Raw genomic sequence first — 24,045 nt, 5'->3', positions numbered from 1 at the left:
GTCGAGCAATATCAAGTTGCCGAAAGAGTCGCTGGGATCTGCATTTCTTCCCTGATCCACTGCGCGAACGCCTTGACCTCCGGGCGTTGCATGGCACCCGGCAGCGTCACCAGATAATAGGCAAAGCGCGCCGGCCAGGGTTTGTCCAGAACTTGTACCAGGCGGCCCATGGCTATTTCCTCACGTGCGTACTCCTGCGGCACCAGAGCCAGCCCCTGGCACGCTGCAGCCGCCCGGATCAACAGATAGTCGTCCTCGAATGCCGTACCGCGCTCTGCCCGAGGGTCATGGACCACGCCATGCGCGGCAAACCAGAGCGACCAGTCCGCCCGATCGGCATCATGCAGAAGTGGATAGTTCAGGCAATCTTGCGGCTCCCGAATCGCATGACAGTCTGCCACCAAATCGGGACAGGCCACCGGCACCAGCACCGGAGCCATCAGGCGATTCGCTTCCAAACCCGGGTAGTTCCCCAACCCATGTCGCAAAGCCACGTCTACCCGATCACGACGCATATCCACCAGGGCTGATGTGGCTTCGACACGAATCTCGATCTGCGGATATCGCTGCTTGAAACGTCCCAGGCGTGGCACCAGCCAGGACGCGGCAAAGGTCGCAACAGTACTGACCGTAAGCGTTTGACGTCCCTTGAGTACGGTCAGCGTATCTACGGCCCGGTCGATCTGCGCAAAGGCTTCGAGCAGCGAAGGATGTACGCATGCCCCCGCTTCGGTCAGGCGCAGGCCATATCGCTCCCGCGTGAACAGCACGATCCCCAGCCGGTCTTCCAGTAACCGGATCTGCTGGCTGACCGCCCCGGATGTAACGTGCAGCGCTTGAGCAGCAGCCTTGATGCTGCCACGCTGGCCGACTTCGACAAAGGTTCTCAGCGCTTGCAAAGGGAGTGCAGTCGTCATTTTCTTTAGCTTTTCTAAAGGTAGGGACCAGAAATGATCGCTTCCGGTATTGCTTGAATACCGCCATCATGCAGAAAGTTTAGTTTTACATTCCATCTTTAGCAAAACTTAATTTTTGAATATTGCGATGATCAATCTCTACACAGACAGCTCCCCAACGGCTTCAAGGCAACCATTGCCCTGGAAGAACTGGCATTGCCTTATCGCCTGCACCATGTCCGCATCGACGCAGGCGAGCACCGACAACCCGCCTTCCTGGCACTGAACCCGCATGGCCGCATCCCGGTCCTCACCGACGACGAAACCGGCGTCACGCTGTTTGAGTCGGCTGCCATCCTGCTCTACCTCGCCGAGAAGACCGGTAGACTGCTGCCTCGGGAACCAGCAGCGCGCTGGGAGGCAATCAAATGGCTGCAATTTCACGCCGCCAGCGTCGGTCCCATCATCGGGCAGCGGGTTCATTTCGAACTGTTCGCCAAAGAAAAAATACCGGCTGCCATCGAGCGTTTCCGAAACCTGACGAACAGTGTCTTTGCCGTGCTGGACAGCCGCCTGGCCCAGCACCCTTACCTGGCCGGTGCCGATTACTCGATTGCCGACATTGCACAGTTTGGCTGGATGCACATCGCACGCATCATCAACTTCGATTTCAGCCAGCACCCGCACCTGAGTGCCTGGCATGCCCGTGTAGCGCAGCGGCCTGCCGTGCGCAAGGGCATCACGCTGCCGGAACCTGCCACCGGCGCATAAAAAAGAGCAATCTCATGAACATCACGCTCCCGATCATAAAAGGCATGTCAGCGCCCGCGTTTTCTGCGCACCCCGCTTATCGACGCATGTTCTCGCCCGATCATCTGACCATCGGAATCTTCTTGCCGCTACGCTTCTACGAAGGAGACATGAAGGTACTGGGCGGCCAGGCAAAACTGGTAGAAACCATCGATCGATACAACTTCGCTGCAGTATGGGTACGCGACGTCCCTTTGTTTGATCCCATGTTTGGCGATGCCGGGCAGGTCTTTGATCCTTTTGCCTATCTGGCCTACCTGGCCGCTCGTACCCAGAATGTCGCATTGGTGACGGGCAGCGCCATTTTTTCGCTGCGCCACCCCATCGACCTGGCCAAGGCATCAACCACCATCGACCAGCTATCAGGTGGACGTCTGGTCCTGGGCATTGCCTCAGGCGACCGACCGATCGAGTTCCCGGCTTATGGCGTAGAGCATGCCAAGCGTGGCGAGCGGTTCGCACAGGCCGTCTCTTACCTCCGCCAGCTTATGCCGGCCGGCAGGCTGATGATCGACTCTCCCCTGGGAAATTTCGAAAATGCGGAACTGCTGCCCAAACCCGTCACAGGTTCAATTCCGCTGATCGTCACCGGAGCCTCGGGACAGTCATTGCCCTGGATCGCAGAGCATGCCGATGGCTGGTTGACTTACCCGGATGCCACGCACACACCTCAGGGACCACAGCGCCTGGCTGAGAAAATCCGGGCCTGGCGCAACCTGATCCCCGATGGTGGCTTTCGTCCGCACATGACCAACGAGTGGCTGGATCTGGTGGATGACCCAGACCATCCTAGGGTGCCGCTGCAAGGAGGCTACATTTTACGCACCGGGCGCAAGGGCCTGATCTCCTTGCTGGAGGAATGGCGAATGGCAGGTGTCAACCATGCCGCGCTGGGAATCCAATTTTCACAACGACCTGCGACCGACGTCATTCAGGAACTCGCCGAAGAGGTGCTGCCCCATTTTCCAACGCACCAAGGGCCACAGACGAACATTGCAGACTGGTAATGGCAGTGTATGTCAGGCATGAAAAAACCCGCCACTCGCTCGAGTCGGCGGGTCTGCCAGCACACAGAACAGGGCATGCCTGCTCTGCAATGCTTGAACGGGATTACTTGCGTGCGGCAGCAGCGCTGCGAGCCGTACTCTTGGCCACATTGACGGCAGCTTCGGTCGCCTCGGCAGCGGCACGCGCCGTGGCACTGGCTGCGGCATTGAGGTTGCTTTCGGTGACTTCGGCCGCTTGCTTGGCTGCCTTGGTGAGCGAATCATAGGCATTGTTGGCCGTTGCCAGCGACGATTTGATCAACGCCACGGCACTTTCGGAACCGGCAGGTGCATTCTTCGAAATCTGATCGATGGCATCGGCCACCAGCTTCTGGTTATCAGCGATGCGGGCTTCGACCAGCTTGGTCAACTCGCCCTGCACACCCGAAATGATGTCATAGACCTGCTTGCCATAGGCCAGGGCCTGTTCGGGCGAAGCCTGTACCAGGGAGGCGGTCACTGCGGAGACTTCCTGGGGATCCTTGACGGCAGCCAGCTTCTTGGACTTGGCGGCAGCATCGTCGAGTGCGGCACGGGTGGCCTTGAGATTGAGGTCGACCAGCTTTTCGAAGCCGGCAAACACGCTGTTTTGAACAGCCAGCAGGGTTTCCAGGGCATCTTTCTGGCGATCAGCGATCTGTTGGGGAATGGCGCTCATGTATTTCTCCGGGTCGTGGCCAGTTGCCTGGCTCGAGGTATGAATGAAAGAGTGGTTACAACGACTCATGACGTGGGCCGTATTTCATCTGCTACCTGAATCGACCCTTGTTGCAATGCACAAACCGATTTTAAATATTCCCTGTGAAATGTCAAATATTTTTTGTGCAGCGCAGTATCACAGACGCATCATCCGAATCAGGCCATGCGCCCTGGCTCATACCCGAGGGCGGCCGAAATCTGGCTTGCCGTTTCCACGAGATCACGCAGCCATTCATCCTGCAAGCGCTCTGCTGGCGCAGAAATCGATAATCCGGCCACCAACCGGCCGGCATCATCGCGAATCCCTGCCGCCATGCAACGCACGCCCAGCTCAAGCTCTTCGTTGTCACGGGCATAGCCGTGCCGGCGTACCAGGTTGATTTCACGTTCAAGCCTGTCCAGATCGGTCAGACTGTTGCGGGTATTGCCTGCCAGTCCGGTACGCAAGGCATAAGCCCGAACCTGACGACCATCGAACAGCGACAGAAACAGCTTGCCGGTGGAAGTCAGATGCAGCGGCGCTCGGCCCCCTATCGCACGCACCACCTGCATACCGGAGCGCTCGCTCCAGGCCCGTTCGACATAGACGATTTCGTCCCCCTGCTGGATCGACAGGTTGACCGTCTGCCCGGTGCGCTTGTGCAGCGCTCGCATGGCATCAATGGCAGCCTCGCGCACATTGAGTCGCCCCTTGACCAGGGAGCCAAGCTCAAGCAGGCGCATGCCCAGCCGATACAGTCCGTTATCTACACGTTCGACATAACGGCCGATCACCAGGTCGTTGAGAATCCGGTGCGCAGTCGAGGCATGCAGGCCCGTACCCTGTGCCAGATCCTTGAGCGCCACGGGCTCGCTCTGGGCAGCCAGCGCATCAAGCAGGCTCATGGCCCGCTCAAGCACCTGGATGGCAATGGCAGGCCCGGTATGAGCACGCTCGGCAACAGGTTCGGCAAGTGTGGGAACAGGATCGACAGAACGATTTACAGACATGAGAGGCCCGTATGCGGCAACGCAACAATGCCCATTCTATCCCATATCATGAAACAGGGAAGAAACCGAACGCCAGATCCGACTGCCCCACTCCACCGCACCGGTCTATCCTGAGCACTGCCATATGCCGGTCGATCATCTCTAGTTACCCAGCCTCCCGCCCAGCCTCGTCACTTCGTTCTGCAGCCATTGCAGCGCCTCAGCAGCAGCCTGTGGCTCGCCCTTGACGCCCAGGTCGATATGCGGCGCACTGCCTTCGCCCACGCTGGGCAAGCTGAATGCACGGACATCGGGCCAGCGGCGCTCAATTTCGACCATCGCCGGCGTAATGCGGGATTCGGGCATGTCGAACACCAGAAACGAATGTTCAGCCCAGGCTTCCCGATGGTGCAGATCGGCATAGCGGGTATCGAGCATCGCTTCCATCATCGGCCAGGCCATCACGGGAAACCCCGGCATGAAGGTATGGTTGCGCACATAGAACCCAGGAATCCTGTTGTAGGGGTTGGCCACAATCTCGGCCGAGGCCGGAAACATACCCATCTGCAGGCGCTGACGGTTCTCGGGGGTTTCCATATCGGCACTGCCCTGCCCCTTGTCCGCCATCTCGGCACTGCGCTCGGCAATCAATTGGCGAGCCTCGGGGTGCAGGACCAGCGGCTCGCCCAACGCTTCGGCGGCAGCCTGCCGGGTATGGTCATCCGGCGTCGCCCCGATGCCGCCACATGAAAATACGATATCGCCCGAGGCAAAGCTGCGGCGCAATGCGGCGACCAGTTCTGCACGATCGTCTCCCAGGAACTGGGCCCAGGCCAGCTTCAGGCCACGCGCGCCAAGCAACTCGACCATTTTTGAAAAGTGCTTGTCCTGACGACGGCCCGACAGAATTTCATCGCCGATGATATACAGGCCGATGCGCGGCACAGTCCTCTCGGGACGAGGCGACGTAGCGGATTGTTCCGTGATGCTCATTTTTTCATCCATTGGTTCAGACATCGATGATGGATTCTGCGCGCAGACGCCGCAGCCTGTCCAGGCCATAGTGGACAAACAACAGCGCAGAAAACACCGGCAGGAACAGCCATGCAGGCGGCAGCAGCTGCAGCAGCGCGCAGATCAGTCCCAGGCTCCAGAAGCCGCCATAGCAACGCTGCTGAAGCAGTTTGCGTTCCTGCGGGCTGGCATGCTCGATCAGAGCATCCACCCGCATGATGCGGGTAAAGGCAAAGGCCCACCAGAACACCGACAGCAACACGCCCAGCGGCGGAATCAGCCAGAGTGGCAAGGTCAGCATCCAGCCAATAATGAAGATACACATCACCCACAACGTATTCCATATGCTGCCGACCCAGGCGTGCCGGCCCTGACGGGACAGTTCGGGATACTCCCTCGACGCCACATGGGACAGCACCAGTGGCATGACCCAGATCGCCGCCACGACCAGCCCCAGGATGCCGGCCATCGGCAACAGGATCACGACCGCCAGCAAGGGGATCAGCCAGACTTTGAGCGAAAACAGTCCGGCCATGACCATCCATTGATCAACACGATTGACGACACCCACACCATCCAGGCCGTTCTGCAACGCCTGGGTCAGCGGCGTCCAGGCCAGCCAGAGCAGCAGGCTGCCGCCCACGAACATGATGAGAAATGGCAACAGCAGCGCAAACAGCATGCGAGGGTGGCATTGCGAGACCAGGGCACGCACGCAGGCACGGCCCACGCCATCGAGCATGGCCGAAGATGGATCAAGGGACTGCGACGGCAGCGTCACGGGATTCTGGTTCATGAAGTCGGCTTCCTTTCTATGCAATGGCATGTCGGTCGGCATTGAGCGTTATCATAGCGAAAACCCTGATCCGTGTACCCATGCCTTCCTACGCCCTGCCTGCACCGCTGCCGCCCGGCCTGTCCGCCGCGCACGAGACCCTGCAAGATCCGGACGCCCTGCTGGTCGCCTGTTTCTGTGCGGCCTGGTGTGGCACATGCAGGGAATACCAGCCGCGCTTCGAGGCACTGGCTACCCTGCATCAGGGCCGGCATGTGTTCGTCTGGATAGATATCGAAGACTATCCGGAATTATGCGGCGACGAAGATATCGAGAACTTCCCCACCCTGCTGGTCTGCGACAGCCGACGCACACTGTTCTACGGCACCATGTTGCCGCACATCGAACATCTTGACCGGTTACTGGTATCGCTGGCGGAAGATAGCGCAATGGCAAAGACCAACGCCGCACGGGATGAAGGCCCCATCGGCACGCGCACGACGCTGCCCGACATACGGGCACTTTTTGCAGGACAGGCAGAAAAGGTGGCCACCCAGCATGCAGACTGAGTGACCCTGCGGCAGGATCAGGCCCGCTTGCCGCCCAGCAGCAATGCGACTGGACGTCGAGTCGCCGCTGCACGCTGCTTGCCATCTCCGGCCGCTGTCGCAGCAGCACCCTCTGCAGGAACTACGGAAGGCTCGTAAGGCTTGGTGAAAAACTCATCGACCGGTTGCTGTACCGGACGATAGCCATCATAGCGACGGCCTTCGCCTCGGTTCGATGCACTGCCACGCTCGCTGCGATGACTGCTGCTGCGTTCGCGCGAAACAGAGGGCAGATCCAGCGTGCCGCGCGGCACGGTGCGTCCAAGCAATTTTTCGATATCTTTGAGCTGTCGCTCTTCCTCACCGGCGAAGAAAGAAATCGCTTCGCCCGATGCACCGGCCCGGCCCGTGCGACCGATGCGGTGCACGTAATCTTCGGCATGGTAAGGCAAGTCGTAGTTGATGACACAAGGCACGCCAGCCACATCCAGACCGCGCGCGGCCACATCAGTAGCCACCAGCACTTCCAGTTCACCTGCCTTGAAGGCATCCAGGGCCTTGATGCGGTCTGCCTGCGACTTGTCGCCGTGGATGGATTCAGCCCGGACACCATCACGTTCCAGGGCGCGGGCAAGCCGGGCCGTACCGATCTTGGTGTTGGAAAAGACAATGACCTGCTTGAGGCCCTTGGACTTGACCAAATGCACAACCGCTGCCCGCTTGGCATCACCGCCAATCGGATAGGCAATCTGCGTCACCGTGTCGGCAGCCGCGTTGCGCGCCGCCACCTCGATCTCGACCGGATGGTTGAGATAGGAATGTGCCAGCTTGCGGATATCCTTGCTGAAGGTTGCCGAAAACAGCAGCGTCTGGCGGGTTGACGGCAGCATGCGGATGATGCGCTCGAGATCCGGCAGGAAGCCCATGTCCAGCATGCGGTCAGCCTCGTCCAGCACGAGGATGCCCACCTGCGAGAGGTTGACCGTTTTCTGTTCGATATGATCCAGCAGTCGTCCGGGCGTGGCGATCAGCACTTCGCAACCCTGGCGCAATTGTGCCTTCTGGGGAGCGATGTCGACCCCGCCGAACACCACGGCCGAGCGCAACGGCGTGCGGCTGGCATACAGCCGGACATTGTCGGCCACCTGATCGGCCAGTTCGCGAGTCGGCGTCAGCATCAAGGCCCGCACGGGATGCCGTGCCGGCGAGGTACTGGTACTGGCCAGCGGCATGAGTCGGTGCAGGATCGGCAGCGTGAAGGCCGCCGTCTTGCCCGTACCGGTCTGGGCCGCGCCCATCACGTCACGGCCATCCAGAATGACTGGCATGGCCTGTGCCTGGATGGGCGTCGGGGAAACGTAGCCGGTCTCGGCAATTGCCTGGAGAATCAGGGGATGCAGGCCGGAATCTGCAAACAGCGGCACCTGCTCGGATGATGCGGCGGGGGATATATTGGATTGAGTCATTCAGGACTGTGAGAGCACCTCATGGTGCCGTGGCGGCAGGACAGCCTGCCAGAAAAATGCTTTCTACCCATCCGATTTTACCCCAGATGCCGCACCTGCGCCTGATTCAGGGATGCATCAATGCAACAGCCAGCGCAATAGCCACAACACCAGCATGCCTGACACAATCACAGTGAGCGCATTGCGACGCAGCCGATAGGCGGCCAGCGCTACCAGCACGGCCGGCACGCGCTCGTCGAGTTGCGGCCAATCTCCAGCCGACCAGGGCAATATTTCAGGCACCAGAATACCCGCCAGCGCAGCAACCGGCGCATAGCGCAATGCCCTGCGCACCGAAGTCGACAGGGACAGCCGGTCCCCGGCCAGAAGCACACCCGCACGCGTGATCAGGCTGCACAGCGCCAGCAGCAAAATGGCGGCATACACATAGCCGTCCTGCGACCAGAGTTCGACTGCATTCATTTCGCACGCTCCAGCCGGCGTTCCGCCAGGATGCCGGCCAGCACGCCTCCCACGACGGCCAGCACCAGTCCCAGACGCAACGGCAGCCACTGCCCCGCCCATCCCAGCAGGCCTGCCGCCAATGCCGCAGCCGCTACCGGACGACTATTGACCAGCGGCATGGCCAGGGCCAACAGCGCCAGCACGGCAGCGAACTCGAGCGACCATGAGGAAGGCACCATGCTGCCCAGCACGATACCGCTCAGCGAACAGAGCTGCCAGATGATCCATCCCGGAATGATGGCCCCTACGTAGAACCAGACATGCTCACGCGTGCCCGGCACGGGCGCTTCGCCGAACCGGGGCATGAATACGATGAATGTGATGTCAGTCGTGAAATAGCCCAGCCCCAAGCGTCGCGGCCAGGAAAGATGCCGGAAGAATGGCTGCAGCGCCGCCGCGAAAATGACGAATCGCAGGTTGACGACCAGTCCGGCTGCAAAGATCAGCCACAGGGGAGCCCCGGTCGCAATCAATGGCAGGGAGGTCAACTGGGCCGAACCCGCGAAAACAAGCAGGGTCATCGCCAGCGCCATGGTTTCGGTCAGGCCGGACTTGACCATCGCCACCCCGGTAACAAGCCCCCAGATCGCGGTCGGCAGCATGGCCGGCATGACCTGGCGCATGCCATCTATCAGCGCAGCGCGGCGCTCTGCCGACGCTACGTGGGCATCGGTGGACGAATGTGGATCGGAAGAACGGCTCACGCGAGATGCCCTGTCGATAGTGTATGCATATCAGTAAACAATAACCGATGGAGGCGTATTGTAGACCGCACCGTCTTGATACAATAGCCGGATTGGCGCAACAGCCATCCGCATCCCGACGGTTTCTCCCAGGATCAGACATGAGCACAGCACAGGCAGACCCGCACGTCCCTCAGCACGCCGCCATCGAAGTCGATGGACACGACCTTCCCGTATTCTGTCCGGGGCCCAAATCACCGCTGTGGAGCATGCACCCCCGCGTCTATCTCGATGTCACGCATGGCGAACCTGCGCATTGCCCCTACTGCGGTGCCTCCTACCGCCTGAAGCCCGGCGTCGTCCTGCACGGTCATTGATCGCTGCCGCATGCCCACCCCTGCCGTTGCCCGTCTCGACATCGCTCCCTGCCCGGTACCACGCTGGTTGCCGGGCGGACATGCGCAGACACTGGCGACCCTGTTTTCCAGCTACCACAAGATTCATTTCGTCCGCGACCGTGTCGAAACACCCGATGGCGACTTCCTTGATTTCGACTGGAGCGGCCCCGGCCTGATCGCCCGGCGCAGCCTGCAGGACATGCAACCCGGCCAGAGCGAAGGCCTGCAACACGGCGCTGCAGCGCGCTGGATGGAAATCGATGACTGGACTGCGCTGGGCACCCACAGCGGCATCCCGGCGCTGATCCTGTTTCACGGCCTTGAAGGCAGCAGCGCCAGTCCATACGCTCAGAGCATTGCGCAGTATTTTCGGGCCCGCGGCTGGATTGTCGTGATCCCACATTTCCGAGGCTGCTCGGGCACGCCGAACCGGCTGGCACGTGCCTATCACTCCGGCGACAGCGAAGAAATCGACTTCATGCTGGCTTCCGTGCGAACCCGCCTGCCGCAGGTCATGTGGCATGCTGCCGGCGTATCCCTGGGGGGCAATGCCCTGCTCAAATACCTCGGCGAGCAACGTCAGGACGCCGGCTGGCTGACCGCCTGCGCGGCCATTTCGGCCCCCGTGGATCTGGTGGCATCGGGTCGCAGCCTGGGTCGCCCCCTCTTGCCCCGTCATCTGTACAGCCGGGTGTTCCTCAAGACCATGAAAGCCAAGGTGCTCGAAAAGGCACGACGCTTTCCAGGCGTCATCGACATCCTGCGTCTCGAGCACGCCCACACACTGCAGGAGTTCGACGACGCCTACACCGCACCCATGCATGGTTTCAGGGATGTCCTCGACTACTGGACACAATGCTCGGCCAAGCCATTGCTGGGTCAGGTGACGGTACCGACGCTGGTCATCAACGCCCGCAATGACCCATTCCTGCCTGCCCAGGCATTGCCCGTTGCCGCCGAATGTGCAGGCAGCATACTGCTGCATCAGCCCGATGACGGGGGCCATGCCGTCTTTCCAACCGGCAATTTCCCGTCGCACCAAGGCTGGCTGCCACAGCGACTGGGTACCTTCTTCGAAACCGGACTCTAGGATAGCGGCGAGTCATCTGGCTCGTGCTCAGCCGCCCTTTTTTGCCTGACTGGCCAAAAAGGGCATCAGCCAAACTGCTCTCGCAAGCGCTTTTCGCTGTCCATCAACTCCTGAACCTGACGAATACGTGCATCGATCTGCGACTGGACATAGAAGTCGTCCGTCACGGCACGCGCCTGATGCAGCTGCGACACTGCGGCAGGATAGGCTCCGGTCATGATGTAGAACTCGGCCATCGTGCGACGCGACGCACTCAGATTGCCCTGGGCATCCTGAGCCAACGCCTGCAACTGACGGAATCGAGGTTCCTGCTCAAGCAACCCGGGATCCTGGGCCGCCACCAGGCGCTCCAGCTCCTGAAAATGCTGCGTGGCGTACAGGGCTTCTGCCAGGGCCAGTTGCAATGCCTGGCGCTGTGGCCAGCGCTGCACGGCAGCCCTGGCCAGTGCCACGGCCTGCTCATTCTGTCCCCGCAATTGCGCCAGCTCGATCCGCAAGCCGGCCGCATAAGACGTATCCTGCCTGGCTTCTGCCAACTTGCTCAGCCAGCCCTCGGCTTCATCGGCCTGCTTGCGCCGCAGGGCCTCAACAGCCAGTCCGAACCAGGCCGCATGCTGGCGCGTACCCGAGAGGGACTGTCCCTCTTGCTGAAGCTGCTGCATGACCAGCCGACGCGACTGTGCATCCAGCGCCTGCAACACACGCAACTTGGCGCGCAAATACCAGAAGTCATCACTGCTGACATGCGAACTCGGTGTCATCTGGGACATGCGATTCTGGATATCGGACATCCGCTGGATCGACAAGGGGTGAGTGGAAGCGTATGCCCCCCCGCCCATACCCTCGTTCAGGCGCGAACTGTTCATCAGGCGCTGAAACATCTGCGCCATGCCGGCAGGATCGTAGCCCGCCTTGCGCAGCATATCGAAACCGGCCCGGTCGGCCTCGCGCTCGGCATCACGCGAGAACCCGAGCTGGCGATCGATGGCCGCCGCCTGGCCGAATACAGCCACGCCCTGCGCCAGATCGACACTGCCCGCCAGTGCTGCCAGCAGTGCCGCAGCCATCGATGCCATCATGATGCTGCTGTTCTGGGCCTGCTGGGTCAGCCCGCGAGCGATATGGCGCTGCGCAACGTGGCCGATTTCGTGCGCCGTAACGCCGGCCAGCTCCGACTCGGATTCAACACTGGTAAACAGGCCACTATGGATACCGATGTAGCCGCCCGGCATGGCGAAAGCATTGATCGATGGATCACGCACGCCGAACAGCGAAATGTCGGGAGCCTGACCGGAGGCATGCCGCACCAGCTTCTGCCCCATTTCGTTGAGATATTGAGTCAGGTCCAGATCATGGATGTAGGTCGGATCGCGTCGCCCCTGCATCATGATGGCGTCACCCAGTTGGCGTTCGAGGCGCGGCGACAGCTCTGCCGCCGAGGCCGCCCCCATGTTGGGCAGCCCGACAGGCTGCGACAAGGACACGGACGGCCATGCCAATGTCGCAACGGAAAGCACCGCACAGCAGGCGGTACGCCAGGTGGCCGTGGCAGGAACACCCTGCCGGAATCTGATGATCGGATTCATCCGGCTATTCTACAATGGGCCGAATCAGGACACATTCATATTTGTACAGCCACGGTGCAGCCAGGACAGAACATGACCACCCATTCACTTCCCGACGCAGTTTTCAAGGCCTACGACATCCGCGGCACCGTACCCGACCAGCTCAACCCTGACTTCGCACGTCGGTTGGGAAACGCCCTGGCGGCACGCGCGCGCGCTGCAGGCGTCACGGCACTGGTCGTGGGCTGTGATGGCAGGGACAGCGGCCCTGAGCTGTCTGCAGCGCTTCAGCAAGGTTTGCTCGAATCGGGCATTGACGTGGTGGACCTCGGTCGTGTCCCGACGCCATTGGTCTATTTTGCAGCACACATTTTGCAGACAGGATCCGGCGTGGCCATTACCGGCAGCCACAATCCACCGCGCTACAACGGTTTCAAGATGATGATGGGGGGCAGCACGCTGCACGGCCAGGACATTCTCGAACTGCGTGACGCCATGCAGGCAATATCCGAATCCCTGCCTGCCATGCAGCATGGGCAGCGCCATACATTGGACATCATGCCCGAATACATCGCACGCATCGCCGGTGACATCCGTCTTGAACGTCCGATGAAAATCGCCATCGACTGTGGCAACGGCATCGGTGGCGACATTGCGCCATTGCTGTTCAGGGCGCTGGGCTGTGAAGTCGACACCCTGTTCTGCGAAGTCGATGGCAGCTTTCCCAACCACCATCCTGATCCCGCCGACCCTGGCAACCTGCAGGACCTGATCCGCCATGTCCAGTCCACGGATTGCGAACTGGGCCTGGCCTTTGATGGCGATGCAGACCGCCTGGGCGTCGTCACGCGCAATGGCCAGATCATCTGGCCCGACCGACAACTGATTCTGTTCGCCCGCGATGTGCTGTCACGCTGCCCTGGCTCTGAAATCATCTACGACGTGAAGTGCAGCCGGCATGTCGGCCTGGCCGTCGCGCAGGCCGGTGGTCAGCCACTGATGTGGCGTACCGGACATTCCCTGATCAAGTCAAAACTGGCCGAAACGGGGGCTCCGCTGGCTGGCGAGATGAGTGGCCATGTTTTTTTCAAGGAACGCTGGTACGGTTTCGACGATGGTCTCTATGCTGGCACACGACTGCTCGAAATCCTTGCCCGCAGCGAAGATGCCAGCACCACGCTGGAAGCATTGCCGCAATCGCCTTCCACCCCTGAACTCAAGCTTGAACTGCGCGAAGGCGAGCCCTTCGAACTGATCGCGGCCCTGCAACGCAATGCCCGCTTCGACACGGCCGAGCGACTGATCGATATCGACGGCATTCGCGCCGAATATGCAGACGGCTTCGGCCTGGCGCGGGCGTCCAATACTACTCCGGTGATCGTACTGCGCTTCGAGGCCGATACACCGGAAGCACTCGCCCGTATCCAAGGGGAGTTCAGGGCGCAGATCCTGCAGCAGAAGCCTGATGCGATACTGCCGTTCTGATTCAAAAAATCACGGCCGAGACAAGATCAGTGTCGTACCAGACAACGTCCGGCACGACACGCAGACTTTACCAGTCCCTCTTAATTGCTACTCGGCGTAGATATCCAGGTGTGCCTGCACGACGCAGTCGATATCGAACTCCCGTTCTGCCAGTTCCCGGCCGGCCCGCCCCAGGCGATGGCGCAACGCACTGTCTTCAGTAAGTTGCAGGATAGCCTGGGCCAGCGCACCGGCATCACGCGCCGGCACCAGCAGTCCGGTTTCCCCCGGCTCGATGGCATCGCGGCAACCCGGTACATCCGTCGTCACCACGGCACGGCCACATGCCGCAGCCTCGACCAGACTGCGCGGCAAGCCTTCCCGCCAGGAAGGCAAGACCACGATATGTGACTGGGCATAGAGTGCCGCCACATCATTGCACTCGCCCATGTAATCGACATGCCCGGCGGCATTCCAGGCCGCCAGCATCGCAGCATCCACCGAGGCCGGATTGCCCGGATCGGGAGACCCGGCCAGCACGAAACGTATTCCATCTATCCGGCTGCGCACCTGAGCAGCGGCCTCGATATATTCCTGCACGCCCTTGTCTCGCAGCAGTCGGGCCGCCATGACCACGGTCAACGGCGGCGTCTCAGGCTCGTCCACGGCGACGTAGGCAGCCAGATCGACCCCCGAACCCCGGATCAGGCGTGCCTGCTCCGGCAGAACGACATCCTGCTCCAGCAACACATCACGATCCGCAGCGTTCTGGAAGATGACACGGGCACGGGGCTGTCGCAATGCCAGCCGATAAAGCATCGTCACCAGCCGCCGCAAACGGCGTGTCGCCTGACCATCATCCACGAACACAAAGCCCAATCCCGAAACGGCTGCCACTACGCGCGGCACTTTCAGCCAGCGGGCCACCAGCCCGCCATAAAGCACCGGCTTGATAGTCACAAGGTGAGCCACATCCGGTCGCAGGCGGCGCATCAGGCGATAGAGTGCCCACACGGTACGGACTTCCTCCCAGGGACGCCGGCCACTGCGGCTCATGGGAATGGCATGATGGACAAAGCCCAGTTGCCGGATTTGCTCGACTGCCGGCCCGGCCATGGTCGCCACATGCACTTCATAGCCCGCCGCCTGCGCACCTTGTGCCAGCGGCAAACGGTGCGACAGGAAAAAGGCTGGATTGTTGACCACCATCAGCAAACGCCCGGTCCGAGTTTGACGTCGCATCGGCAAGCCGCGCCAAAGGCGGTCATAGGCTTCCTGCATGACATGCAGGCCGAAGCGGCTCTGGACCCGGGTGCGAGCAGCGGCGGCCCGCGCCCGCAACTCCAGGGGGTCGCGTGCCACAGCCAAGGCATGACGTACGGCATCGGCCAGCGCCTCGGCACTTTCCGGAGCGGCCACCCAACCGGTGTCACCAACAATCAAGGCGGCATCACCGACATCCGTCACCACACATGGGGTGCCGCAGGCCATGGCCTCGGCGACTACGTTCGGAAAGCCTTCGGCACGGCTCGACAACACATGAATATCGGCCGCATTCATGACGGCGGCGACATCATCGGTCGGCCCCAGGGGCAGTACCCAGTCCTCCATACCCTCGGCACGTATCAGCGCCATCAACTCGGCATTTTCAGGCGTCATGCCGCGCCCGACGAGCGCACACCGGAAAGGCCGCTGGGCAGTGCCGCGCACCCTGGCCAGGGCACGGATGAGATTGGCATGGTCCTTGAGCGGGTCCCAGCGTGCCACGCAAGCCAGCAAAGTCATGCTGCTGTCTACGTTCCAGCGCCGACGCTGGGCCAGCCCCGCATCGGGATCAGGAGAGAAACGACTCAGATCATAGCCATTTGCGATGACCTGCATCCGGTCACGCCGATAACCCAGCGCGATATGCCGCTGGGCCGCATCCTCGGCACAACTGACCGTGACAGCAGGCAACAGCCCGGACAGCCAGGCACCCAGGCGCAAAGTCAGGCGGGCCGAACGACTGATCAGGGACAGATTGGTGCCGGCATTGCGGATCCCCCAGGCCACGGCCCGGATGCCACACAGGCGTGCGGCCAGCCCGCCCGCCAGGTTGGCGTGATACATCCAGGTCTGGACGACATCAGGCGCGATGAATTCGATACGTCGTCGCAATGCCTGGAAATCACGCCATCCCATCTTTCCAGACTGCATGCCGAGAGTGTGAACACGGATACCTGCCGCACGCATGCGTTCACCGTACACGCCCTCATCCGTCATCGACAGCACCTCCTGCTGCACTGCAGGGTCCATGCCAGGTGAAGTTGTCAGGCGAAACAGCACAGCCTCGGCCCCACCCTGCCCCAATCCGGAAATGATGTGCAAAACTTTGATCGGTACTACCGGACGTGCTGCCCGCTGCACTGCCGATGTCACGCTCGCCATCTGCGCCGGCGCAACCAGCCCTGCATCAACGGGCTGCACGCCGGCGGACACACCTGCCAGCCCGAAAAGTCGATCCCATTGTGTCAACACAGCCGGCAACGCATAACGAGTCCGCACGGATCGCATCCCCTGGACCCCCAGCCGGGCACGCAACGCATCATCTCCCATCAAGCGGTGCAATGCGGCATAGAGGGCGTCTTCGTCCTGCGGCGGTACCAGCAGGCCGTCCTGCCCATGGTCCGTCAAATCTGCCGGACCACTCGGGCAATCGAAACTGACCACTGGCAGCCCTGCCGCCATCGCCTCCAGCAGTGCGTTCGGGAATCCCTCCACGGCAGATGTCAACACGAACGCATCTGCCGCTGCCAGTTCATGCCAGGGCTGGCGCGTCCGTCCTGGCAGCAAGACACGGCCGATCAGATCATCGCGTGCGATCTGGTCTTCGAGCGCCCTGCGCTGGGGTCCTTCGCCCCACAGATACAGATCCCAGTCGGGATGCTCTGGTGCCAGTCGCGCAAACACGCGGATGAGCAGGTCAAACTGTTTGACGGGCGCAAAGCGCCCCATGGCCACCAGCCGGCGACGCCCTGGCATGTCAGCGTCGTCCACACCAGATCGCTTGACGGGAATGCCATCCGGCAGGGGATTGGGAATGGCATGCAACTGCTGCATGCCAGGCACCATCTTGTGAAACGTCGGAATACTGTCCTGGGTCTGCACCGTCACGACATCCGCGCGCGGATACAGCCAGCGTCGCAACCAGCGCAGACGCCTTTCCAGGTTGGTGGCGAATGCCGGATTGGTACGCTCACAGACGATCACCGGTACCTTCAGGCCCCAGGTCGCCATCAACGCCACGACATTGACATTGGTCAGAAAGGAAACGATCACATCGGGTTGACGATCCTGCACGAACTGACGCAGGCACCGCCCCCGATTCCAGAGACTGGCCCGCTTTCCGGACTGCTCGACCAGATCTGCCAGCCAGACCGTTTCGACCTGTGGCGACAGGGTATAGGCGCATTCGCCACGCGCAGAATAGGTCGGCATCAGCGTCACGCGATCTCCGCGCGTCGCCCATGCGCCTGCCAGCGTCGCGGCAACCCGTTCCGCCCCGCCGCCATGCATGGAACTCACCAGCAGCAGTATCTTCATCAAGCCTTTCCTCCCGATGTCCGGCGCTTCAGGACCTGATCGAACAGTGCCTGCCATTGCGCCAATATCCTGGGCATGGCAAAGCGTTCCCGAACGTCGATAGCCTGTTCAGAGAATTGTGCCCGCATCTCGGGACTTGCCATCAGCGTGTCGAGCGCGTCTGCCAGCGCAGCGGCATCACCCACCGGCAGCACCATCCGGCCATCCAGGTCTGGCCGGATGATTTCCCGCGGCCCGGTCTCACAATCAAAGGCCACAACCGGGCAACCGCTGGCCATGGCCTCAAGCAGCGTATTCGACAGGCCTTCCGTATGTGAACTCAGCACATACAACTGTGCCCTGGCATACCAGTCGCCGACATGGTCGGTGCGCCCCGGCAGGCTGATGCGATCCTGCAGGCCGTGGTGGTCAATCTGCTGCTCGAGCGTGCGACGCTGTGGCCCTTCACCCAGGATAGTGAGGCACCAATCGGGATGGCGATCCGCAACGCGCGCAAATGCTTCGACCAGAACATCGAATCCCTTGATGGGGTGCAGACGCCCGACACCCAACAGCAGATTCGGTCGGCTGGCATGTACTTCAGCACGCCCTGCATCCGTCATGGGCAGGGGCCAGTGCACGGCGTTCGGGATGACCGCCAGCTGTGCGCCCGGGATCTGTTCGCGCAGCCAGCTTGCCGTATCCCGCGTCAAGGCCACCACTGCAGCCGCATGGGGATAGGTCTTGCGCCGCAGCCAGCGCCACAGCCGTCCCATGCGCTGGGCTGGAGGATGGGTATGCTCGGTCGCGATCACCTTGCAGGGCAGTCCACGCGCAGCGAGGATAGCCAGCATGGAAGATGTGCTCATCATGCCCAGCACGATATCCGGACATTCCTGCCGGATGATCGCCCGCAGGCGGGCAATCCGCCTGACCAGGGCCACCAGCCCATGCCATGCACCGGTTGCACGGCTTGCCGCGTCATGATCCAGGATGATGCGCTTCACGCCCGGAGCCAGTGCGTAGGCATCATGGCTGTCATCCATGCGGCTGACCAGCGTCACGCGATGTCCTGCCTGCAGCCATTCACGGCTGAGATCGACGGCCACCCGTTCGGCCCCGCCACCACGCAGCGAGTAGATGACGATCAGGATATGCAGGGAAGAATCAGGCAGTCTGGTCATGCGCACGATAAGGCCGGGAAGCCACGAAGAAATAACACAGGTAGGAGGACAGGTACATCAGACTGGTGGCCAGCATGATGCCTGCCACGCCCATCACGGGTGCCAGCAGATAGTTCATGAGCGCCTTGACGGCAAAGTTCATGACGGCAATGGTTGCCATGATGCGATAGCGCTTCTGACTGGCCAGCAATTGCACCAGCACCAGCACGCCAAAATAGAAAGGCAATTGCAGCATGCCCCAGCGCAGAACCTGCGCAACGGCCTGGGTATCCTCCGGCCCGAAGGCACCACGTTCGAAAATCAGGGCAACCCCCCACGGTGCAAGCCACCAACCCACGGCGACTGCGACAACCCCGATGCCCGCCATGGCCATCGACCATTTGAGTGCCATCTGCCGGGCCCGTGCCGGCTCACCGCGGCTCTGGACCTCGGACAGCACCGGCAACGCGGCCCGCCCCACCGACATGGCACCGATACCCAGCAGCAGCGACAGCAGACGGGCGGCATAACCCAATGTGGCGTTGGCATTGCCGGACAGTCGTGCGGCTGTGTACTGGTCAATCGGCCCTACCAGGCTCATCACCAGTTGGCCGATCATCATGATACCCAGTGCCTGCGCCATGCCATGCCAATATGGCGAACCCAGGCCCCAGGTGGGCGCTCCCCAGATGCCATTATCGGCACGCGCGGCCAGCCACTGCAGCCAGATGCACTGCACGGCAAATCCCGACACAGTGCCCCACAGCAACGGTGTGATTCCTGCATCCGGACCGGCCAGCATCACCCAGACCAGAATGACCAGAGCCGGCACGCTGTCGAGCAGCGTATTCACATGTCGCTCGCGGGCCCGCAGGCGTGCCGCACTGACTCCTGCCAATACCGTGAACAGCGCCACCGGGGCAAAACCCCAGGCCAGCTCCCGGGCATAGGCCATCGTCTCGGCATCGAGCGCCGCACCGGGCCCCTGCAGCACCCAGGGCCAAGCCAGGATGATCAAGGCCGCCAGGGCCAACCCCAACCACCAGGCGAGTGTCTGCAATTCGCCCAGAAACCGGACATTCTGGCGGTGCTCGTCCTTGCGCAGCCGAACCAGCACAGGAATCAGCACCACCGACAGCACCCCCACCAGCGTCACGGGCACCCAGGTCGCGAATGTCATGGTGAACTGGTAGGCATCCACCACATCGCTGATGCCGTAGCGATACGCCACGGCCATTTCCTTGAAGGCCCCAGCCAGCTTGCCGATGATCAGAAAAAAGGCGACCCGGGCGGCTCCCAGGGCGATCCTGCGATGATCGCCGTCAAGCCGCCCAAGCCGGTTGAGGAGACGCTTCAAGTTCAGCGCAGGAAGTCGAGATACCAGGGCATGGCCACTTCCAGCCCCTGACGCAGGGTATGGGTTGGCGCAAAGCCCAATGCTGCCGCCGCCTTGCCGATATCGGCCTGGGAGTGGCGTACATCGCCCGCCCGAAAATCACCGTGCTCGGGACGTGCTGTGACCTGCACCCCATTGAGCGCAAGGACTTCCACCAACTGCTCGTACAGGGTATTGAGCGTAGTGCGCGCATTGACCGCCACGTTATAGACCTGGTGTTCACCCTGGGCCTGCTTGACGGATGCCAGCAGATTGGCCTGCACCGCATTCTCGACGAAGCAGAAATCGCGGCTGGTTTCGCCATCGCCATTGATACGCACGACCTGACCCTGAATCATGGCCGAGATCCACTTGGGAATCACTGCAGCATAGGCACCGTCCGGATCCTGACGCTTGCCGAAGACGTTGAAATAGCGCAAGCCCGTGCTGGAAAAGCCGTAGGCACGTGCATACACGTCACCATACAGTTCGTTGACGAACTTGGTCACGGCATAAGGAGACAGCGGCCGGCCTATCGTATCCTCGACCTTGGGCAATCCGGGATGATCGCCATAGGTCGAACTCGAGGCAGCGTACACAAACGAAGCCACCTTCTCATCGCGTGCGGCCGTCAACATGTTGAGAAAGCCGGACACATTGACGTCATTGCTGGTAATCGGATCATTCAGCGAACGGGGCACCGAGCCCAGCGCAGCCTGATGCAGCACATGACGAACGCCTTTCAGGGCGTGACGGCAGGTTTCGAGATCACGGATATCACCTTCGATGAAACGAAAGCGCGCCCAACGCTCGGGCCCTACCTGCGCCTGCACCTCATCGAGGTTGTGCTGGTGCCCGGTCGCGAAGTTGTCAAGGCCAACGACCTGCTGGTCAAGACGCAGCAGGGTTTCGATCAGGTTGGAGCCGATGAAACCGGCGCAGCCGGTCACCAGCCAGGTGGCAGGCGTACGGCGCAGGGTTTCCTGGACAGTCTGGTATTCGGACATGTTCATGAGTCTCCGTAGCAAATCAAAGACGCAGATCCGACTGGTCAGTCGTCAGCAGATACTTGAGGTCGTACAGTACATGCGCCTTCTTGCCCAGTGCCCGGATGGCCGGTGCGCCCATATCCGCGAACTGGTGGTGCGCGACCGCCAGAATGACCCCATCGTAGGCACCTTGCGGCAGCTCGGAGATCGGACGGATACCGTACTCATGCACAGCCTCCTCGGGATCGACCCAGGGATCATAGACATCGATTTCCACGTTGTATTCGCGCAGTTCGTGCAGGATGTCGACAATCTTGGTATTGCGCAGATCGGGGCAGTTTTCCTTGAAGGTCAACCCCATGATCAACACGCGCGCGCCATCGACCTGGATGCGCTTGCCCAGCATGGCCTTGACCAGTTGCGACGCGACATATTGGCCCATTGAATCGTTCAGGCGACGGCCCGCCAGAATGATTTCAGGATGGTAGCCGATGGCCTGTGCCTTGTGCGTGAGGTAATAAGGATCGACGCCGATGCAGTGCCCACCGACCAGCCCGGGACGGAACGGCAGGAAATTCCATTTGGTACCCGCAGCCTTGAGAACGGCCTCGGTGTCGATGCCCATCTTGTTGAAGATCAGCGCCAGTTCGTTGATCAGGGCGATATTGACGTCGCGCTGGGTGTTCTCGATCACCTTGGCGGCCTCGGCCACCCGGATGCTGGACGCCTTGTGCGTCCCGGCTGTGATAATGCTGGCATACAGTGCATCAACCAAGTCTGCTACTTCGGGGGTCGAGCCCGAGGTCACCTTGAGAATGGTGGAAACCCGGTGCGTCTTGTCACCCGGGTTGATGCGTTCAGGGCTGTAGCCCGCGTAGAAATCCTGATTGAAGGTCAGGCCGGAGACCTGCTCCAGCACCGGCACGCAGCGTTCTTCGGTCGCTCCCGGATAGACCGTGGATTCGTAGATAACGATATCGCCCTTCTTCAGAATACCGCCTATGGTTTCGCTGGCCTTGACCAGTGGCGTCAGGTCAGGCTGCTTGTATTCGTCGATCGGCGTCGGCACGGTGACGATGAAGACATTGCACTGGGCCAGATCGCTGACTTCGTGGCTGAACGACAATTGACCAGCTTCAGCCAGTTCTTCGCTCGAAACTTCGAGGGTATGGTCACGCCCCGACTTCAGTTCGGCAATGCGCGCCTTGTTGATATCGAAACCGACGACCGAACGCTTGCGACCGAATTCGACGGCAAGCGGCAGCCCGACATAACCCAATCCGATAATAGCCAGTTTGACATCATTGATATGCAAGATTTTCTCCTGTTGCGGCGCCATGCGCCATAGGGTAATCGACAATCAGAACAAGCCCGCAGCGGCAAAGCCTCAGTCGGCGCGCCAGTTGCGAGGCAGAAGTAGCCAGTCCGGGCGACGCCACGACACAAGACGTGCATACAACCAGACGTAGCTGATGGAAAAGACCAGGATGCTGGCGCACAGCGCCCAGGCGTTGTCCCACCAGATGGTGGCCGGCACCAGACCAATCAGCGCCAGCCCCCAGAGATAGGGAGACGCCAGCGCATTACAGAGTGCCGGAATGGCATGACGCTGCCGACGGCTGAACGTCACGCGGACCAGCCGGCGAAACACCAATTGGTGCAGATGCAGGGCATCCGGCTGATCGACCGGCACACCACGCTTGAACTTGCGGCGCCAGATCGAGAAGAGCGTCTCGAATACCGGATAGAACAGCACAGCCAATGCATAGAATGGCGAAACGGAAGGGTTGCGCACCACCAGCAGCACAGCCAGTTCGGCCAGCATGAAACCGATGAAATAGGCACCACCATCCCCGAGGAATACACGGCCGAAAGGAAAATTCCAGACCAGGAAGCCCAGCGTGGCTGACGCCAGGGAAGCGGAAATCAGGAAAATAGGCGTATCACCGACCTGCCAGGCCACCAGGCTGATCGAAGCAGCCATCAACGTAGCCACCATGCCAGCCAGCCCATTCATGCCATCGACGATATTGAGCGCATGGGTGCACCCTCCCACGGCAATGACGGTAAACAACAACGATACCGGCCAGAATGCCAGCAACCAGTCTATCCATTCGAATCCCACCCGACTGACCCCGCCCAGCAGCCACCATGCAATCGCTGCCGAGGCAAAGGCAGCCAGTAAACGCTTGCCGGCACCGATGTCCTTGGTGATATCTTCCAGCAGGCCGGCAACGAATACGGGCAGCGCAGCCAGAAACAATGCCGGCCAGAGCCAAGCCAGCGTCATGTTGCTGGGCCCCAGTACCAGCAACCCGGCCATCGTGCCAGCCAGTACGGCCAGGCCGCCCACGCGAGGGGTCGCCCGGCTGTGAAAAGCCTGCGGCTTGTTCATGTCGCTGTCGCCCGTCAGTGCGCCATGCCACCGCTCGGATGCCACGATCAGGCCACCTACCATGAACGCCACTACACAGATCGTCAACCAGGTCACTCTCGCCTCACTTGCCGGAATCCCCATGCCGGGGCTGCATGCCATACATATATAGAGTGGCATGCTGTTTTTGCTAGCTCTCTATTATCTGCCCAAATTGTAACTTTGGTATATGACGCGCGTGGGCAATTGCAACAAAGCCAAAAAAAACCCCGAAACCAAACGGTTTCGGGGTAAATCCACCAAAGGAGGAGGGTGGAGGAGACAACCTTGGCATGCCGGGGGTTAACCCTTGCAGATTGGGGTGTGCTCACCGCACCAACCTGCTTCGACATCCGATGACTCAATTATATACAAGGAAAATGGTGCAACGCAAGATTTTTGGAAGAACCACAGCAGATCTGCTGTTCTGTTGTTTTTGTGCAGCGCAATATGCACATATTGATGTTCCAGCCCACACACAAGAGCTGAAGGGTTAACCCCAAGCCACAAGATGCCAGCCATCACGCCAGCCCCTACGGATCACTGTCTGTCGGTATCTGGCTCCGGGTGCCAAGCCCTGGCCCATGCTTTATGATTACGGATCATACGGTACGTTC

At 60.9% G+C, this 24,045-nt stretch carries 20 protein-coding genes and 3 pseudogenes; 6 read left to right on the top strand and 17 right to left on the bottom strand.

All coding sequences use genetic code 11. From position 1 onward, the window contains the following. Positions 1–11 precede the first annotated feature (11 nt). The gene (locus tag DD235_RS02865) at positions 12–917 is read right to left on the bottom strand and encodes a LysR substrate-binding domain-containing protein (protein WP_109060519.1); all 906 of its coding nucleotides are present in this window, start codon (positions 915–917) and stop codon (positions 12–14) included. Between the two features lie 127 nt (positions 918–1,044). Here DD235_RS02865 and DD235_RS02860 point away from each other — a divergent pair. Continuing rightward, positions 1,045–1,667 (top strand): annotated as a pseudogene (locus DD235_RS02860) (glutathione S-transferase family protein). Positions 1,668–1,681: 14 nt separating this feature from the next. Then, positions 1,682–2,713 (top strand): LLM class oxidoreductase, encoded by a 1,032-nt coding sequence (locus tag DD235_RS02855; RefSeq protein ID WP_420810437.1) that lies wholly within the window; start codon positions 1,682–1,684, stop codon positions 2,711–2,713. A gap of 103 nt (positions 2,714–2,816) precedes the next feature. On the opposite strand, the gene DD235_RS02850 is transcribed toward DD235_RS02855, so the two are convergent. From DD235_RS02850 to DD235_RS02835, 4 genes are all read right to left on the bottom strand, one after another. Beyond that, on the bottom strand, positions 2,817–3,410 hold the full coding sequence (locus DD235_RS02850) for a phasin family protein (RefSeq protein WP_109060518.1): 594 nt from the start codon (positions 3,408–3,410) through the stop codon (positions 2,817–2,819). Positions 3,411–3,607: 197 nt separating this feature from the next. Next, positions 3,608–4,441, bottom strand: coding sequence for an IclR family transcriptional regulator (locus tag DD235_RS02845; RefSeq protein ID WP_109060517.1), 834 nt, complete (start codon positions 4,439–4,441; stop codon positions 3,608–3,610). Positions 4,442–4,582: 141 nt separating this feature from the next. Continuing rightward, complete coding sequence (locus DD235_RS02840) at positions 4,583–5,413, bottom strand: competence/damage-inducible protein A (protein ID WP_109060988.1); 831 nt, start codon at positions 5,411–5,413, stop codon at positions 4,583–4,585. A gap of 16 nt (positions 5,414–5,429) precedes the next feature. Further along, positions 5,430–6,176 carry an EI24 domain-containing protein gene (locus tag DD235_RS02835; RefSeq protein ID WP_239990040.1) on the bottom strand — a complete coding sequence of 249 codons (747 nt, stop codon included), beginning with the start codon at positions 6,174–6,176 and terminating at the stop codon, positions 5,430–5,432. Between the two features lie 134 nt (positions 6,177–6,310). On the opposite strand from DD235_RS02835, the gene DD235_RS02830 reads away from it, so the two are divergent. Continuing rightward, positions 6,311–6,778 (top strand): thioredoxin family protein, encoded by a 468-nt coding sequence (locus DD235_RS02830; protein ID WP_109060515.1) that lies wholly within the window; start codon positions 6,311–6,313, stop codon positions 6,776–6,778. A 17-nt stretch (positions 6,779–6,795) separates the two neighbouring features. Here DD235_RS02830 and DD235_RS02825 read toward each other — a convergent pair whose 3' ends face one another. From DD235_RS02825 to DD235_RS02815, 3 genes are all read right to left on the bottom strand, one after another. Beyond that, entirely contained in the window at positions 6,796–8,223 is a 1,428-nt protein-coding gene (locus DD235_RS02825) for a DEAD/DEAH box helicase (protein ID WP_109060514.1), read from the bottom strand. Between the two features lie 117 nt (positions 8,224–8,340). Further along, positions 8,341–8,685, bottom strand: coding sequence for an AzlD domain-containing protein (locus DD235_RS02820; RefSeq protein ID WP_109060513.1), 345 nt, complete (start codon positions 8,683–8,685; stop codon positions 8,341–8,343). Further along, positions 8,682–9,350, bottom strand: coding sequence for an AzlC family ABC transporter permease (locus DD235_RS02815; protein WP_109060512.1), 669 nt, complete (start codon positions 9,348–9,350; stop codon positions 8,682–8,684). The genes DD235_RS02820 and DD235_RS02815 overlap by 4 nt, the downstream gene beginning before the upstream one ends. A gap of 221 nt (positions 9,351–9,571) precedes the next feature. Here DD235_RS02815 and DD235_RS02810 point away from each other — a divergent pair, with 221 nt between their 5' ends. Then, positions 9,572–9,787, top strand: a complete 216-nt coding sequence (locus DD235_RS02810; RefSeq protein ID WP_109060511.1) for a zinc-finger domain-containing protein — start codon at positions 9,572–9,574, stop codon at positions 9,785–9,787. Between the two features lie 10 nt (positions 9,788–9,797). Next, positions 9,798–10,898 carry a YheT family hydrolase gene (locus DD235_RS02805; RefSeq protein ID WP_109060510.1) on the top strand — a complete coding sequence of 367 codons (1,101 nt, stop codon included), beginning with the start codon at positions 9,798–9,800 and terminating at the stop codon, positions 10,896–10,898. Between the two features lie 65 nt (positions 10,899–10,963). Here the strand turns inward: DD235_RS02805 and DD235_RS02800 are convergent, their stop codons facing one another. Beyond that, positions 10,964–12,484: a M48 family metalloprotease gene (locus DD235_RS02800; RefSeq protein ID WP_109060509.1), complete on the bottom strand. Its 1,521-nt coding sequence runs from the start codon at positions 12,482–12,484 to the stop codon at positions 10,964–10,966. Between the two features lie 72 nt (positions 12,485–12,556). Here DD235_RS02800 and DD235_RS02795 point away from each other — a divergent pair, with 72 nt between their 5' ends. Continuing rightward, the gene (locus DD235_RS02795) at positions 12,557–13,948 is read left to right on the top strand and encodes a phosphomannomutase/phosphoglucomutase (RefSeq protein ID WP_109060508.1); all 1,392 of its coding nucleotides are present in this window, start codon (positions 12,557–12,559) and stop codon (positions 13,946–13,948) included. A gap of 87 nt (positions 13,949–14,035) precedes the next feature. Here the strand turns inward: DD235_RS02795 and DD235_RS17205 are convergent, their stop codons facing one another. The 8 genes and pseudogenes from DD235_RS17205 to DD235_RS02760 form a co-directional block, all read right to left on the bottom strand. Continuing rightward, on the bottom strand, positions 14,036–15,169 hold the full coding sequence (locus tag DD235_RS17205; protein ID WP_338028405.1) for a glycosyltransferase family 4 protein: 1,134 nt from the start codon (positions 15,167–15,169) through the stop codon (positions 14,036–14,038). Positions 15,170–15,244: 75 nt separating this feature from the next. Continuing rightward, a pseudogene (locus DD235_RS17200) lies at positions 15,245–16,270 on the bottom strand (glycosyltransferase); the annotation flags it as partial. Positions 16,271–16,417: 147 nt separating this feature from the next. Then, positions 16,418–17,509: pseudogene (locus DD235_RS02785) on the bottom strand (glycosyltransferase family 4 protein); the annotation flags it as partial. Further along, positions 17,509–18,672 carry a glycosyltransferase family 4 protein gene (locus DD235_RS02780; protein WP_109060507.1) on the bottom strand — a complete coding sequence of 388 codons (1,164 nt, stop codon included), beginning with the start codon at positions 18,670–18,672 and terminating at the stop codon, positions 17,509–17,511. The gene DD235_RS02780 and the pseudogene DD235_RS02785, both read right to left, overlap by 1 nt. Then, positions 18,656–20,008, bottom strand: a complete 1,353-nt coding sequence (murJ, locus tag DD235_RS02775; protein ID WP_162300397.1) for a murein biosynthesis integral membrane protein MurJ — start codon at positions 20,006–20,008, stop codon at positions 18,656–18,658. Before murJ ends, DD235_RS02780 begins: the two co-directional genes overlap by 17 nt. A gap of 2 nt (positions 20,009–20,010) precedes the next feature. Further along, positions 20,011–21,033 (bottom strand): SDR family oxidoreductase, encoded by a 1,023-nt coding sequence (locus DD235_RS02770; RefSeq protein ID WP_109060985.1) that lies wholly within the window; start codon positions 21,031–21,033, stop codon positions 20,011–20,013. 22 nt (positions 21,034–21,055) lie between these two features. Further along, positions 21,056–22,330 carry a Vi polysaccharide biosynthesis UDP-N-acetylglucosamine C-6 dehydrogenase TviB gene (tviB, locus tag DD235_RS02765; RefSeq protein WP_162300396.1) on the bottom strand — a complete coding sequence of 425 codons (1,275 nt, stop codon included), beginning with the start codon at positions 22,328–22,330 and terminating at the stop codon, positions 21,056–21,058. A 72-nt stretch (positions 22,331–22,402) separates the two neighbouring features. Beyond that, positions 22,403–23,506: an MraY family glycosyltransferase gene (locus tag DD235_RS02760; protein WP_109060984.1), complete on the bottom strand. Its 1,104-nt coding sequence runs from the start codon at positions 23,504–23,506 to the stop codon at positions 22,403–22,405. Positions 23,507–24,045: the final 539 nt, after the last annotated feature.

The organism is Corticimicrobacter populi (assembly GCF_003123725.1).
GTDB lineage: Bacteria > Pseudomonadota > Gammaproteobacteria > Burkholderiales > Burkholderiaceae_B > Corticimicrobacter > Corticimicrobacter populi.
The sequence above is the reverse complement of the archived record's forward strand: the minus strand, read 5'-3'. Positions and strand labels throughout refer to the sequence as shown.

Bases quoted from the DNA above. Each gene is read 5' to 3' on its own strand.
- DD235_RS02865 (WP_109060519.1), bottom strand. From the start codon at position 917: ATGACGACTGCACTCCCTTTGCAAGCGCTGAGAACCTTTGTCGAAGTC.
- DD235_RS02855 (WP_420810437.1), top strand. From the start codon at position 1,682: ATGAACATCACGCTCCCGATCATAAAAGGCATGTCAGCGCCCGCGTTT.
- DD235_RS02850 (WP_109060518.1), bottom strand. From the start codon at position 3,410: ATGAGCGCCATTCCCCAACAGATCGCTGATCGCCAGAAAGATGCCCTG.
- DD235_RS02845 (WP_109060517.1), bottom strand. From the start codon at position 4,441: ATGTCTGTAAATCGTTCTGTCGATCCTGTTCCCACACTTGCCGAACCT.
- DD235_RS02840 (WP_109060988.1), bottom strand. From the start codon at position 5,413: ATGAGCATCACGGAACAATCCGCTACGTCGCCTCGTCCCGAGAGGACT.
- DD235_RS02835 (WP_239990040.1), bottom strand. From the start codon at position 6,176: ATGCTCGATGGCGTGGGCCGTGCCTGCGTGCGTGCCCTGGTCTCGCAA.
- DD235_RS02830 (WP_109060515.1), top strand. From the start codon at position 6,311: ATGCCTTCCTACGCCCTGCCTGCACCGCTGCCGCCCGGCCTGTCCGCC.
- DD235_RS02825 (WP_109060514.1), bottom strand. From the start codon at position 8,223: ATGACTCAATCCAATATATCCCCCGCCGCATCATCCGAGCAGGTGCCG.
- DD235_RS02820 (WP_109060513.1), bottom strand. From the start codon at position 8,685: ATGAATGCAGTCGAACTCTGGTCGCAGGACGGCTATGTGTATGCCGCC.
- DD235_RS02815 (WP_109060512.1), bottom strand. From the start codon at position 9,350: ATGCGCCAGGTCATGCCGGCCATGCTGCCGACCGCGATCTGGGGGCTT.
- DD235_RS02810 (WP_109060511.1), top strand. From the start codon at position 9,572: ATGAGCACAGCACAGGCAGACCCGCACGTCCCTCAGCACGCCGCCATC.
- DD235_RS02805 (WP_109060510.1), top strand. From the start codon at position 9,798: ATGCCCACCCCTGCCGTTGCCCGTCTCGACATCGCTCCCTGCCCGGTA.
- DD235_RS02800 (WP_109060509.1), bottom strand. From the start codon at position 12,484: ATGAATCCGATCATCAGATTCCGGCAGGGTGTTCCTGCCACGGCCACC.
- DD235_RS02795 (WP_109060508.1), top strand. From the start codon at position 12,557: ATGACCACCCATTCACTTCCCGACGCAGTTTTCAAGGCCTACGACATC.
- DD235_RS17205 (WP_338028405.1), bottom strand. From the start codon at position 15,169: ATGCGACGTCAAACTCGGACCGGGCGTTTGCTGATGGTGGTCAACAAT.
- DD235_RS02780 (WP_109060507.1), bottom strand. From the start codon at position 18,672: ATGACCAGACTGCCTGATTCTTCCCTGCATATCCTGATCGTCATCTAC.
- DD235_RS02770 (WP_109060985.1), bottom strand. From the start codon at position 21,033: ATGTCCGAATACCAGACTGTCCAGGAAACCCTGCGCCGTACGCCTGCC.